The 13,286-nt window shown below is 69.0% G+C and carries 12 protein-coding genes; 1 reads left to right on the top strand and 11 read right to left on the bottom strand.

The window, feature by feature from the left end:
* Positions 1-63 precede the first annotated feature (63 nt).
* From P5F91_RS28510 to P5F91_RS28495, 4 genes are all read right to left on the bottom strand, one after another.
* On the bottom strand, positions 64-1,038 hold the full coding sequence (locus tag P5F91_RS28510; RefSeq protein ID WP_145608914.1) for an ABC transporter permease: 975 nt from the start codon (positions 1,036-1,038) through the stop codon (positions 64-66).
* Between the two features lie 19 nt (positions 1,039-1,057).
* Positions 1,058-2,185: an ABC transporter permease gene (locus P5F91_RS28505; RefSeq protein ID WP_145608915.1), complete on the bottom strand. Its 1,128-nt coding sequence runs from the start codon at positions 2,183-2,185 to the stop codon at positions 1,058-1,060.
* On the bottom strand, positions 2,182-3,783 hold the full coding sequence (locus tag P5F91_RS28500) for an ABC transporter ATP-binding protein (protein WP_246134209.1): 1,602 nt from the start codon (positions 3,781-3,783) through the stop codon (positions 2,182-2,184). The genes P5F91_RS28505 and P5F91_RS28500 overlap by 4 nt, the downstream gene beginning before the upstream one ends.
* A gap of 65 nt (positions 3,784-3,848) precedes the next feature.
* Positions 3,849-4,874: a BMP family lipoprotein gene (locus P5F91_RS28495; RefSeq protein WP_186454547.1), complete on the bottom strand. Its 1,026-nt coding sequence runs from the start codon at positions 4,872-4,874 to the stop codon at positions 3,849-3,851.
* Positions 4,875-5,231: 357 nt separating this feature from the next.
* On the opposite strand from P5F91_RS28495, the gene P5F91_RS28490 reads away from it, so the two are divergent.
* Positions 5,232-6,836: an alkaline phosphatase D family protein gene (locus P5F91_RS28490; protein WP_277908914.1), complete on the top strand. Its 1,605-nt coding sequence runs from the start codon at positions 5,232-5,234 to the stop codon at positions 6,834-6,836.
* 6 nt (positions 6,837-6,842) lie between these two features.
* On the opposite strand, the gene P5F91_RS28485 is transcribed toward P5F91_RS28490, so the two are convergent.
* From P5F91_RS28485 to P5F91_RS28455, 7 genes are all read right to left on the bottom strand, one after another.
* Entirely contained in the window at positions 6,843-7,301 is a 459-nt protein-coding gene (locus P5F91_RS28485; protein WP_145608917.1) for an NfeD family protein, read from the bottom strand.
* Between the two features lie 11 nt (positions 7,302-7,312).
* A complete protein-coding gene (locus P5F91_RS28480) occupies positions 7,313-8,320 on the bottom strand; it encodes an SPFH domain-containing protein (protein WP_246134210.1) in 1,008 nt (335 codons plus the stop codon).
* A gap of 120 nt (positions 8,321-8,440) precedes the next feature.
* On the bottom strand, positions 8,441-9,676 hold the full coding sequence (locus P5F91_RS28475; protein WP_277908913.1) for a patatin-like phospholipase family protein: 1,236 nt from the start codon (positions 9,674-9,676) through the stop codon (positions 8,441-8,443).
* 61 nt (positions 9,677-9,737) lie between these two features.
* Positions 9,738-10,388: a ribulose-phosphate 3-epimerase gene (gene rpe / locus P5F91_RS28470; RefSeq protein WP_145608919.1), complete on the bottom strand. Its 651-nt coding sequence runs from the start codon at positions 10,386-10,388 to the stop codon at positions 9,738-9,740.
* Positions 10,385-11,338 carry a CbbX protein gene (gene cbbX / locus P5F91_RS28465; RefSeq protein WP_277908912.1) on the bottom strand — a complete coding sequence of 318 codons (954 nt, stop codon included), beginning with the start codon at positions 11,336-11,338 and terminating at the stop codon, positions 10,385-10,387. The genes rpe and cbbX overlap by 4 nt, the downstream gene beginning before the upstream one ends.
* Positions 11,338-11,757: a ribulose bisphosphate carboxylase small subunit gene (locus P5F91_RS28460; protein ID WP_145608921.1), complete on the bottom strand. Its 420-nt coding sequence runs from the start codon at positions 11,755-11,757 to the stop codon at positions 11,338-11,340. Before P5F91_RS28460 ends, cbbX begins: the two co-directional genes overlap by 1 nt.
* Positions 11,758-11,775: 18 nt before the next feature.
* Positions 11,776-13,233: a form I ribulose bisphosphate carboxylase large subunit gene (locus P5F91_RS28455; RefSeq protein ID WP_145608922.1), complete on the bottom strand. Its 1,458-nt coding sequence runs from the start codon at positions 13,231-13,233 to the stop codon at positions 11,776-11,778.
* Positions 13,234-13,286 lie beyond the last annotated feature (53 nt).

Raw genomic sequence — 13,286 nt, 5'->3', positions numbered from 1 at the left:
CCCCTGGCTCTACAGGCGTGGTGTTACACCCACGCCCTCGCCACAGGCTTTGATGTAGGTCGCTTACCGGTCTTTCACATAGGCCTGGCCCGCCGCCTTGGGCGGGATGGACTTGCCGACGAAGCCCGCCAGCAGCAGCACGGTCAGGATGTAGGGCAGCACCTCGATGATCTGCACCGGCACCGCGCCGACGACCGGCAGGGCCACGCCCTGCAGCCGCGCCTGCAGCGCGTCGGTGGCGGCGAACAGCAGGCAGCCGGCCAGGGTGGGGTAGGGCCGCCACTTGCCCAGGATCAGGGCGGCCAGGGCCAGATAGCCCTTGCCCGCAGTCATGTTCTCCTGGAACCCCGCGCCTTGCGCGATGGAGAGGTAGGCGCCGGCCACGCCGCACAGCAGGCCGGTGATCAGCACGGCGCGATAGCGCAGCCAGGGCACCGAAATTCCGGCGGTGTCCACGGCGGCCGGGTTTTCCCCCACCGCGCGCAGGCGCAGGCCGAAGCGGGTGCGATAGGCCACCCACGAGGTGGCGGGCACGGCCAGCACCGCCAGGTAGACCAGCAGGTTCTGCCCGCCGATGACCTCGCCATAGAAGCGGCCCAGCAGGGGCACGCCGCGCACGGCCTCCGCCAACGGGAAGTGCAGGCCCAGGAAGCGCTGCCCGCCATCCAGCGAGGGCGTGCGGCCGCCCAGGTCGAACCAGGCGTTGGCCAGCACGGCGGTCAGGCCGGCGGCGATGGTGTTGATGGCGACACCGGCCACCACCTGGTCACCCCGGTGGGTGATGCAGGCGAAGCCGTGCACCAGGGCCAGCAGCAGCGAGGCGGCGATGGCCGCCGCCAGGCCTGCCCAAGGCGACCCGGTGACGGCCGCCGTGGCGGCGGCAGCGAAGGCGCCGGTCAGCATCTTGCCTTCCAGGCCGATGTCGACCACACCGGCGCGTTCGGAATAAAAGCCGGCCAGCGAGGCCAGTACCAGCGGTGTCGCCAGGCGCACGGTGCTGGCCAGCAGCGACACGATCCACAGGGCGGTATCGTCCATGGTCTCTTTCCCCGGGATCTCAGGCGCGCTGGCCGGCGGCCGATGCCGCCGCCTTGGGCTTCAACAAACGCACCAGCGCCGGGCGGAACATATGCTCCAAGGCGCCGGAGAACAGGATGACCACGCCCTGGATGACCACCACCAGGCGGGGGCTGATCTCGTTGTACTCGAACGACAGCTCGGCCCCGCCCTGGTAGAGGGCGCCGAACAGCAGCGACGACAGGACGATGCCCACCGGATGGCCACGGCCCATCAGGGCGACCGCGATGCCGGTGAAGCCCATGCCGGCCTGAAAGTTCAGGGTGATGCGGTGCTGCACACCCTGCAGCTCGTTGATGCCCACCAGGCCGGCCAAGGCACCGGAAATGGCCATGGCGACCACGATGGTGGTGCGGGCGTTGATGCCGGCATAGCGCGCCGCGGCCTCATTGGCGCCCACCGTGCGCATCTGAAAGCCCCAGCGGGTGTGCCAGATCAGAAACCAGACACCGGCGGCGCACAAGAGCGCCAGGAGCAGCGACAGGTTCAGCGGCAGGGTGCTGGTGCGGTAACCCAGGCCGGCGGCGATCTCCTTCACCGCCGGCAGGAAGGTGCTTTCGGCGAATTCCCGGCTTTCCGGCGCCATCTGGCCATGTTCGATCAGCGGCCCGCCCAGCAGGTAGACCATCAGGGCGCTGGCCAGGAAGTTGAACATGATGGTGGTGATGACGATGTGGCTGCCGCGATAGGCCTGCAGATAGCCCGGGATCAGTCCCCAGACGGCGCCGAACAGCGCGCCCGCCAGCACGGCCACCGGCAGCACCGTGTACCAGGGCCAGCCGCTGAGCGCCAGGCACACCAGGCCGGTGCCCAGGCCGCCGACATAGGCCTGGCCTTCGCCGCCGATGTTGAACAGGCCGGCATGGTTGGCGATGGCCACGGCCAGGCCGGTGAAGATCAGGCTGGTGGCGTAATAGAGGGTGTAGCTGAGGCCCGTGCCGCTGCCCACCGCCCCCTTGACCATGAAGGCCAGGGCCGAGAGGGGGTCCTGACCGATGGCCAGGATGACCAGGGACGAGACCACCAGGGCGGCGCCCAGGTTGATGGCCGGCAGCAGGGCCAGCGTGGCCCAGCGCGGCAGGCCGTCGCTGTTGGTGGATGCGCTCATGCCGCCCCTCCGGCCGCGTCCGCACGCGACCCGTGTTCCATATCGTCGGTGATGCCGGCCATCAGGCGGCCGATCAGGCCCTCGGTCGCGTCCTCGGCCGCCAGCTCGCCGGTGATGGCCCCGTCGCACATCACCAGGATGCGGTCGGACAGGGCCATGATCTCCTCCAGCTCGGCGGAGACCAGCAGGATGGCCTTGCCGGCGTCACGCATGGCCAGCAGGCGGCGGTGGATGAACTCGATGGCGCCGATGTCCACGCCGCGGGTGGGCTGGCCCACCAGCAGCACGTTGGGGTCGCGCTCCATCTCCCGGCCCAGCACCAGCTTCTGCTGGTTGCCGCCGGAGAAGAGCGAGGTGCGCAGCGACGGCTGGCGGGGACGGACGTCCCAGTCCTCCATCAGCCGGGCGGTGGCGGCGGCCACGCGCTTCCAGTTCAGGCGCGGGCCGTCGGCCATGGCCGGGTCGTCCTGATAGCCCAGCAGCGCGTTCTGGAAGGCGGGAAAGGGCTTCACCACCGCGCGGCGCAGGCGGTCCTCCGGCACGTGGGCGATGCCCTGGCGCCGGGCCTGGGCCGGATCCATGGGCGACTCCGGCGTCACGTCGCGCCCGTTGACGTGGACGCGCCCGCGCTGGAAGGGCGTCATGCCCGACAGCGCCTCCAGCAGTTCCGACTGGCCGTTGCCGGCGACGCCGGCCACGCCGACGATCTCGCCCGCCCGCACGCGGAAGGTGGCGCGCTTCAACCGCTCCACCCCGCGCTCATCGAATATGCTGAGATCTTCCACCGTCAGCAGCGGCGCGCCCGCCGGCGCGCCCGGCCGCCGCACGGCGGGGTTGGCGCGCCGTCCGACCATGGCTTCGGCCAGGGCCGCTTCGTTGGTGTCCTGGGTGTGGAAGCTGGCGACCACCGCCCCCTGGCGCAGCACCGACACGGCGTCGGTGATGGCCATGATCTCCTTCAGCTTGTGGGTGATCATCAGGATGGTGCGGCCTTGGGCGCGCAGCGCATCCAGGATGCGGAACAGGTCCTGCACCTCCGGGGGCGACAGCACGGCGGTCGGCTCATCCAGGATCAGCACCTGGGCGCCCCGGTACAGCGCCTTCAGGATCTCCACCCGCTGCTGGATGCCCACGTTCAGGTCGGCGACCTTGGCGTCCAGCGGCACGTCCAGGCGGTAGGCCTTTTCCAGCCGCTCCACCTCCGCCCGCGCCTTCCTGATGCCGTCCTTCAGCAGGGCGCCGCCCTCGGCCCCCAGCATCAGGTTCTCCAGCACGGTGAATTCCTCAACCAGCATGAAGTGCTGGTGCACCATGCCGATGCCGAGGGCGATGGCGTCCTTGGGCTCGCGGATGCGCACCTCGGCCCCGTTCACCAGGATCTGCCCCTCATCGGCCTGGTAGAAGCCGTAGAGGATGCTCATCAGCGTGGATTTGCCGGCGCCGTTCTCCCCCACCAGGCCGTGGATGGACCCGGCGCGGATCCGCAGCGAAACCGCCTTGTTGGCGTGGACGGGGCCGAAGCGCTTGTCGATGCCCACCAGTTCCACGGCCCAGGGGCCCGGCTGTGGCGGCACGGAGAGGGGAACGGTTTGCGACACGGGGCGGCTGGTCTCTGGTTCTGGGGGGCCGGGAAAGGGACCCGATGCGTGGATGGGATGGCCTATCAGTACTTGCAGCCGTTGGTTTCGTCGTAATTGGCGACCTTGCGGGTACCGTTCTGGATCTCGGCGGACGCCGCGTCCAGCGCCGCCTTCATCTCCGGCGTCACCAGCTTGGCGTTGTTCTCGTCCAGCGCCCAGCCCACGCCTTCCTCTTTCAGGCCCAGGGTGCGTACGCCCGCCTGCCAGGTGCCGTCCTGTGCCGCCTTGATGGCGTTGTAGGCGGCCACGTCCACCCGCTTGACCATGGAGGTCAGGACCGAGCCGGGAAACAGGTGGTTCTGGTTGCTGTCGACGCCGATGGAATACTTGCCCGCGTCCTTGGCCGCCTGCAGCACGCCGATGCCGCTCTGCCCGGCGGCGGCGAACACCACGTCCACGCCCCGGTCGAACTGGCTCTTGGCCAGCTCGCCGCCGCGCGTGGGGTCGGACCAGGCGGCGGGTGTGGTGCCCACCATGTTGGCGATGATGTGGTCGTCCGGCGCCACGGCCTTCACGCCCTGCTCATAGCCGCACTCGAATCGGCGGATCAGGGGGATGTCCATGCCGCCGACGAATCCCACGGTGTGGGTCTTGCTGCTCAGCGCCGCCAGCATGCCCACCAGGTACGATCCCTCCTGCTCGGAAAACAGGATGGACTGCACGTTGGGCAGCTTCACCACGCCGTCGATCAGGGTGAACTTGATCTCGGGGAATTCCTTGGCGACCTTGGCCACCGCCGGCGCCTGGCTGAAGCCCACGGCCAGGATGATGTCGGCGCCATGCTCCGCCAGGCGGCGGAGGTACTGCTCGCGCTGGACGTCGTTGCTGATCTCCAGCGCCTTGTAATTGATGCCGGTTTCGCGGTGGAACCGCTCGATGCCCGTCAGGACGCCTTCGTTGAAGGACTTGTCGTACTTGCCGCCGTAATCGAAGACCACGCCGGGAAAGAAGGCGGCCTCCGCCCCGCGGGCGGGGGCGGACCCAGGGACGAAGAAGGCGCAGCTCAACAGGGCGGCCGCCGCCAACGCCGCACGGATCGCTCTACTCATGAAGGGTCCCTGCCTCCGTGGGCATACTTTTGGACGGTGGCGAACGGGATGCGCCGCACCGCCTGCTCTGCTGAAACCTAGTCCATTTCCCAAGGTCCCGGCAAGTCGGGGGCTTAGGGGGCACGGCACGGGAACCAACCCTGGCCGATCCTGACCAAATGGTCAAGATGGGGCGCAAGCCTGGCGGGTTCGCCATGTAGGGTTGCGGCCCACGATACGTGGAGGTTGCAAGGTCCTGGCGACACTTTCATGACAGGGCGTCCGCCAAGGTTTTTCATGGTTGAACGCGGTTCCACCGGCGGGCACTCTGCCGCGCACTCTCCTCCCTTAAGCCTATCTGCGTCCGAGATGCCGCCCATGACCCGGTTCAGCCCCGTTCCCGAGGCCACCCGCCGCGCCCTGCTGAAGACCTTCGGCGCCAGCGCCGCCACGGCCTTCCTGCTGCCGTCGTCCATGGGCTCGGCCCTGGCGCAGGCGGCGTTCAGCAACGACCCGTTCTCGCTGGGTGTCGCCTCGGGCGATCCGCTGCCGGACGGCTTCGTGCTGTGGACCCGGCTGGCGCCCGAACCGCTGGCCTTCGGCTATGGTATGCCCAAGCGCCCGGTGGAGGTGGACTGGGAAGTGGCGACGGACGAGCGCATGCGCAACATCGTCCAGAGCGGTACCGAGGTGGCGCGGCCGGAACTGGGCCACGCCATCCATGCCGAGGTGGGCGGCCTGGAACCGGGGCGCGACTATTACTACCGCTTCACCGTGGGGGCGGAGCGCAGCATGGTGGGCCGCGCCCGCACCGCCCCGGCCCTGGGCGCCAAGGTGGAGCGCGTGCGCCTGGGCATGGTCGGCTGCCAGAATTACGAGGACGGCTACTACACCGCCTTCCGCCACCTGGCGGAGGAACGGCCGGACTTCGTCTTCCACTACGGCGACTACATCTACGAGAATCGGGTGCGGACGCATGAGACCAGCCGCTATTACGGCGGCCTGGCCCAGCCCACCGCCCGCCGGCACTTAGGCGACGAGCCCTATTCCCTGGATGAGTACCGCCGCCGCTACGCCCAGTACACCCTGGACCTGGACCTGCAGCTGGCCCGCGCCGCCTGCCCATGGATGGTCACCTGGGACGACCATGAGGTCGACAACAACTGGACCGGCACCGTCGACGGCGCCGGCATCGCCCCGCCGGAATATTTCCTGCTGCGCCGGGCGGCGGCGGCCCAGGCCTATTTCGAGCACATGCCCCTGCGCCGCGCCTCCTGGCCCAAGGGACCGGACATGCAGATCTACCGCCGCCTAGCCTTCGGCAACCTGATCGACCTGCACCTGCTGGATACGCGGCAGTTTCGCACCGACCAGCCCTGCGGCGACGGCTTCAAGCCCGCCTGCGAGGGGCAGGACAGCGACGACGCCGAGATGATGGGCGAGGACCAGGAACGCTGGCTGTTCGAGGGGCTGGACCGCGGCCGCGCCCGCTGGAACATCATCGGCCAGCAGGTCATGATGATGACCATGAACCGCGAGCCCTGGCATGGCCCCATCTACAACATGGACAGCTGGGAAGGCTATCATCAGCCGCGCCAGCGCCTGATGCGGCACATCGCAGACCGCCGCCTGAACAATGTGGTGGTCCTGACGGGGGACGAGCACCAGAACTTCGTGGGCGACCTCAAGACCGACTACCACAGCGACAAGGCCGGCGTGGTCGCCACCGAATTCGTCGGCACCTCCATCAGTTCCGGCGGCGATGGCGCCGACAAGCGCCCGCGTTATGAGGAGATCATGCGCGGCAACCCGCACATCCGCTTCATGAACGACCAGCGCGGCTACCTGCTGTGCGACATCGGCCATGACAAGCTGACGGCCACTTTCCGCGTCATGGACCGCGTCACCACCCCCGGCGGCGCCATCAGCACCCGCGCCAGCTTCGTGGTGGAACCGGGAAAGCCGGGGGCGAAGCAGGCGTAAGCGCGCCTAAGCCGCCTCCACCCTCAGCGCCGTGCCGTCCACGCCGACCACACGCACGGTCGTCCCGGCGGCCAGGCCGTCGGGGCCGTAGACGATCCAGGCGCCGTCGTCCAGGCGGGCGCGGCCCTGGCCGTTGGTGATGGGCGTCTCCAGCGTCAGGACGCGGCCGACATACTGGCTGGCGCGGGCGTTCAGGGGCGGGCCGGGGGGCGCCGGCTCGGCCCGGTCGCCACCCAGCCAACGGCGGGTGGCCAGCAGCAGGCTGGCCGCCAGCACGGCGAACAGCACCGCCTGCCCGGCCAGGGCCAAGGCGGGGAAGAGGAACAGCGCCGTGCCCACCAGCACCGCCGCCACGCCCAGCCACAGCAGGCCGAAGCCGGGGGTGACCATTTCCACCAACGCCAGGGCGACGCCTGCTGCCCACCAGTGCCAGGCGTGGGGCGTCCATGCGGTGAAGTCGGGCATGACCTCCTCCCTCAGCTGCCGGGCGTGGTCCAGGGGCCGCCGGGGGGTGGGACCGGTGGCTGATCGTTTCGGCGGGGCGCGGCGGCGCGGGCCTGGTTGGCCGGTACGCCGGCGAAGCTGTCCTTGGCCAGTTCGGCGATGCCGCCCAGGGCGCCCAGGATGCCGGTCGACTCCATGGGCATGAACAGGATCTTCTGGTTGGGGCTGGCGGCGAAGCCCTTCAGCGCATCGACGTAGCGCTGAGCGATGAAGTAGTTCACCGCCTGCACGCTGCCGCCGGCGATGGCCTCGGACACCACGCGGGTGGCGGTGGCCTCCGCCTCCGCCAGGCGCACGCGGGCCTCGGCTTCGCGGAAGGCGGCCTCCTTCTTGCCCTCGGCCTGCAGGATGGCGGATTGCTTCTCGCCCTCCGCCCGCAGGATGGCGGATTGGCGCTGGCCTTCGGCCTCCAGGATCAGGGCGCGGCGTTCGCGTTCCGCCTTCATCTGGCGGGCCATGCTGTCCACCAGGTCGCGCGGCGGCTGGATGTCGCGGATTTCAACGCGGGTGATCTTCACGCCCCAGGGGTGGGTGGCGGCGTCCACCACGGTCAGCAGACGGGCGTTGATGGCGTCGCGCTGCGACAGCAGCTCATCCAAATCCATGGAGCCCATGACCGTGCGCAGATTGGTCATGGTCAGGTTCAGGACGGCGCGGTCCAGGTTGCGCACCTCGTAACTGGCCTTGGCGGCGTCCAGCACCTGAAAGAACAGCACGCCGTCCACCGTCACCATGGCGTTGTCCTTGGTGATGATCTCCTGCGACGGCACGTCCAGCACCACCTCCTGCATGGTCTGACGGGCGCCGATGCGGTCGACGAAGGGGACGATGATGGCCAGGCCCGGCTTTAGGGTGCGGGTATACCGCCCGAACCGTTCCACCGTATATTCCATGCCCTGGGGCACGGTCTTGATGCTGCTGTAGACCAGGACGATGGCGAAGGCCAGGACGGCCAGGATGAACACGCCGAAGGGCGACAAGGCGTCTCTCCCGCTTGTGGGCGCGGGTGCCGCCGCCGGAACGGCCGCCCCACACTGCCCCGCCATCATGCCACAGCGCGGGTGCCGTGGCCCGGTCTTTTATCTTTTTGGTTGTGGTGTTCACCTCTGGGTGAGGGCGAGCCACCGCGCCTTGGCCTCGGCATAGGTGCCGTCGCCCAGCACGCAGTCCAGCTGCGGCAGGCGGGTGATCAGGGGCTGGTTCGGGACGTCGCCCGCCATCCAGTCGCGTCCCAGCCGCTGGATCAGGGCGATCTGCGCCGGGTCGACCGCGTCGGCCGGCAGGGCCGCCACCTGGGCGAAGCGCCCGTCGGCCAGGCCCGGCGGCGCCGTCCACACCCCGCTTTCCAGCACCGGCTGGACGGAGACGTTCAGGCGCACCAGCCCGCCCAGGGCGGCGGGGGCCCGGCCCGCCAAGCGCTGGGCCAGGATGTGGGCCTCCAGGCTGGCGGTGTCGGGGGGATCGTCCAGAGTGGTTTGGGCCAGCAGCGACAGGTCGCCCAGGGTACCCCGCATTCCCACAGGTTCCGCCAGGTCGCCCGGCGGCTGGCTGGTGCTGGTCACCGGCGCGTGGCGGGTGGTGCCGCTGCCGAGACTCAGGATTTGAAGGTCGGTGTTGCCGCCGGGTTGCGCCAGCGCTTCCATCACCGCCAGCATCACCGGGTTGTTGCAGCCGGTCAGCCCGCCGTCCCAGTACAGGCGCCCATCGCACCGGGCGGGTTCGTCGAAGAAGGCCACGGGCGCGGTGCTGCTGGCGTTGATGACCTCCGCCAGGGGGGCGGTGGAGGCCTGCGGCTCCGTCACCGCCGTGGCCAGGCCGGCATAGCTGCGGAAGGTCATGGCCCGGCGCTGGGCGTAGTCGAAGGCGGGGATGAACACCTTCACCGGCACGGCGCCCCGCCGCGCCAGGGGCAGCGGCAGGCGGGCCATGGGACAGGCCGACAGGGCCAGGGGGCGCACCTGGCCATCGGCCGTGGCGGGGGTGGGCGGTGCCAGGCCGGGGTCGTCCAGCATGGCGGTCAGGCCGGCCAGCTTGCCCTGGGTGCTATATCGCGGGCCCAGGTCCAGGTCGGCCACCACCCTGTCCAGCCCATCGACCTTCACGAACAGGCTGCCCCGCCGCGCGTCATCCACGAACAGGTCCAGGATCTGGGCCGGTGTCAGGTTCTTGATCAGCCCGCCCAGCACGATGGCCCCGGCCGAGGTGCCGGCCGCCAGGTCGAATTCCGCCAGAATGTCGTGGCCCGGCATGTCGCTGCCGTACAGATCGGCCAGAACCATGGCCTCCAGCAGGGCCCAGGGACCGCCGCCGTCCAGCGTCAGGATGCGATAGGACATGGTTCCCTCCCTCAACCCCGCGCACCTCTACGCGGTTTTGAGGGGAATGGGCTAGTGCCACTTAGCCGCGCAGCGCCGCGATGTTGGCCTGATAGCGCCCGGCCCCGCCCTGGAATACGGCCGAACCCGCCACCAGCACCTCCGCCCCCGCCTGCACGCACAGGCGGGCCGTCTCCGGGTTCACGCCGCCGTCGACCTCGACCTGGATGGGCCGGCGGCCGATCATCGCGCGCAGGGCGTGGATCTTGGGGATCATGGCGGGGATGAAGGACTGGCCGCCGAAGCCGGGGTTCACGGTCATGACCAGCACCAGGTCCATCCGGTCCAGCACATAGGCCACGGCGCTTTCCGGCGTGGAGGGGTTCAGCGCCACGCCGGCCTTTTTGCCCAGGCCGCGGATGCGTTCCAGCGTGCGGTCCAGGTGGGTGGTGGCCTCCGCCTGCACGGTGATGATGTCGGCCCCGGCCTCGGCGAAGGCCTCCAGGTAGAGATCGACCGGGCTGATCATCAGATGCACGTCGAAGGGACGGTCGGTATGGGGGCGCAGGGCCTTCACCACGGCGGGGCCAATGGTCAGGTTGGGCACGAAATGGCCATCCATGACATCGACATGGATGTAGTCGGCCCCCGCCGCCGTGATGGCGCGCACCTCGGCGCCCAGGCTGGCGAAGTCGGCGGACAGGATGCTGGGGGCGATCAGGGGTTGGGTCATGACGGGGGCGCCTTATCCGCTACCTGGCTATCGGGCGTGCCGGCGAAGACCCGGCTGGCCAGGATGTCCTCCGCCTCGATCACCGTCAGGTCGTCCACCGACAGGGGGCCGTCGTCCCGCTGGAACAGGCGGCTGGCCTGGCGCAGGCGGGCGCGGTCCAGGGCGTTGCGGATGGACCGGCCGTTGGCGAAGTGCGGCTGGCCCCGGCGCAGGGCGATATACTGGGCGAACACCGCCTTGGCCTGCGGGCTGAGGCGGTAGTTCATGGCCTCCAGCTGCCGCTCCCCGATTTCCAGCAGCTCTTCCTCACCATAGTCGGGGAAGTCGATATGGTGGGCGACGCGGGAGCGGAAGCCGGGATTGGCCTGGAAGAACCGGTCCATGCGGTCGGCGTAGCCGGCCAGGATGACCACCAGGTCGTCACGCTGGTTCTCCATGACCTGCAGCAGGATCTCGATGGATTCCTGGCCATAGTCGCGCTCGTTCTCCGGCCGGTAGAGGTAATAGGCCTCATCGATGAACAACACGCCGCCGGCGGCGCGCTTCAGAACCTCCTTGGTCTTGGGCGCCGTGTGGCCGATGTATTGGCCCACCAGATCATCACGGGTGACGGTCACCAGGTGCCCGCGCCGGACATAGCCCAGCCGGTGCAGGATGGCCGCCATCTTCAGCGCCAGGGTGGTCTTGCCCGTGCCGGGGTTGCCGGTGAAGCTCATGTGCAGGGTGGGGGCGCCCACCGCCAGGCCGAAGCGCTGGCGTGCCCTGTCCACCAGCAGCAGGGCCGCGATCTCGCGCAGCCGCCGCTTGATGGGCGCCAGGCCCACCATCTCCTGGTCCAGCTGTGCGAAGATTTCCGGCAGGCCGGAGGCTTCGAAATCGGCGCGCAGATCCACCGCCCCCGGGGCCGCGTCGGCGGCGTCCGGCGGGATTGCCATGAGGGTCGCGGCCATCACGAATACCGCTCCCCTTCCGGCAGCTGGGCGGCATAGGCGCGGGTGCTGTACAGGATGCGCCGGCCGTCGCTTTCCTGGCGTTCCAGGGCGAAGCCGGGCTCGTTGGCGGGCCGGTTGACAATGAAGGACAGGCGCACGCTCTCCCACCCGTGGCTGGCGTCAAAGCCGGAGATGCGGATGTAACGGTCGCCGTAGATCTTGCGGCAGGACGCCAGTTCGCCCATGACGCCGGCGGCGTCGCGGATGTCGAACATGGGTAGGCCCCACATGTCCCAATAGGTGTTGCGGGGGTGCGGGTCGTCGGTGAACTCGATGTTCACCGCCCAGCCCTGGTCAATGCAGTACTGCACCTGGGCCGTGATCTGCTCGTCCGTCAGGTCGGGCAGGAAGGAGAAGGTTCCTTGGGTGAGGCGCATCTTCAGTCTCCTTATCCTTTAGCCAGCCACGCTGGCGGTCGGCACAAAGTCCGGCGCGTCGGTCGAGGTGTAGTTGAAGGTCACGTCCTTCCAGACGTCCAAGGCCTGGCGCAGGGGCGTGCAGTGGCGGCTGGCGGCGGCCAGGATGTCCGGGCCTTCGTTGACGATGTCGCGGCCCTCGTTGCGGGCCAGCACCATGGCCTCCAGCGCCACCCGGTTGGCGGTGGCGCCGGCCTGGATGCCCATGGGGTGGCCGATGGTGCCGCCGCCGAACTGCAGCACCACGTCATCGCCAAAGAGGTCCAGCAACTGGTGCATCTGCCCGGCATGGATGCCGCCCGAGGCCACCGGCATGGTTTTGCGCAGCGAGGCGAAGGACTGGTCGAAGAAGATGCCGTTTTCCAGCCGCTGGGGCAGGAAGTCCTCGCGGCAAATGTCGTAATAGCCCTTGGTGGTGGCGGGGTCGCCCTCCAGCTTGCCCACCACCGTGCCGGCGTGGATGTGGTCCACCCCCGCCAGCCGCATCCACTTGGCGATGACGCGGAAGGACACGCCATGGCTCTTCTGCCGGGTGTAGGTGGAATGCCCCGCGCGGTGCAGGTGCAGCACCATGTCGTTGCGCCGCGCCCATTTGGACATGGACTGGATGGCGGTATAGCCGATGACCAGGTCGATCATGACGATGCACGAGCCGATGGACTTGGCGAACTCCGCCCGCTCGTACATGTCCTCCATGGTGGCGGCGGTCACGTTCAGGTAGGTGCCCTTGACCTCGCCCGTCACCGCCTGGGCGCGGTTCACCGCCTCCATGCAATAGAGGAAGCGGTCGCGCCAGTGCATGAAGGGCTGGGAATTGATGTTCTCGTCGTCCTTGGTGAAGTCCAGGCCGCCTTTCAGCGCCTCATAGACCACGCGGCCATAGTTGCGCCCCGACAGGCCCAGCTTGGGTTTGACCGTGGCGCCCAACAGCGGGCGCCCGAACTTGTCCAGTCGTTCCCGCTCCACAACGATGCCGGTGGGCGGCCCGTCGAAGGTCTTCACATAGGCCACGGGCAGGCGCATGTCCTCCAGCCGCAGGGCCTTCAGCGGCTTGAAGCCGAAGACGTTGCCGATGATGGACGCCGTCAGGTTGGCGATCGACCCGGGTTCGAAAAGATCGATGTCATAGGCGATGTAGGCGAACCAGCTCTCGGGTGATCCCGGCACCGGTTCCACCCTGTGCGCCTTGGCGCGGTACTTGTCGCAGGCCGTCAGCCGGTCGGTCCACACCACCGTCCAGGTGGCGGTGGAGGACTCGCCGGCCACGGCCGCCGCCGCCTCGATGGGATCCACCCCGTCCTGCGGCGTGATGCGGAAGACGGCGATGACGTCCGTGTCCTTGGGCACGTAGTCCGGCTGCCAGTAGCCCATGTCCTGGTACTTCATGACCCCGGCGGCGTAACGGTCGCGGCGGTCCCGCTTGTCGATCGCGTTCATGTTCCTGTCCTCCTCAAGCGCCGGCGGGGCGTCCGCCCCTTGGCTTCCTCGAT

The sequence above is a fragment of the Nitrospirillum amazonense genome (genome assembly GCF_029594735.1).
Classification (GTDB): domain Bacteria; phylum Pseudomonadota; class Alphaproteobacteria; order Azospirillales; family Azospirillaceae; genus Nitrospirillum; species Nitrospirillum amazonense.
The sequence above is the reverse complement of the archived record's forward strand: the minus strand, read 5'-3'. Positions and strand labels throughout refer to the sequence as shown.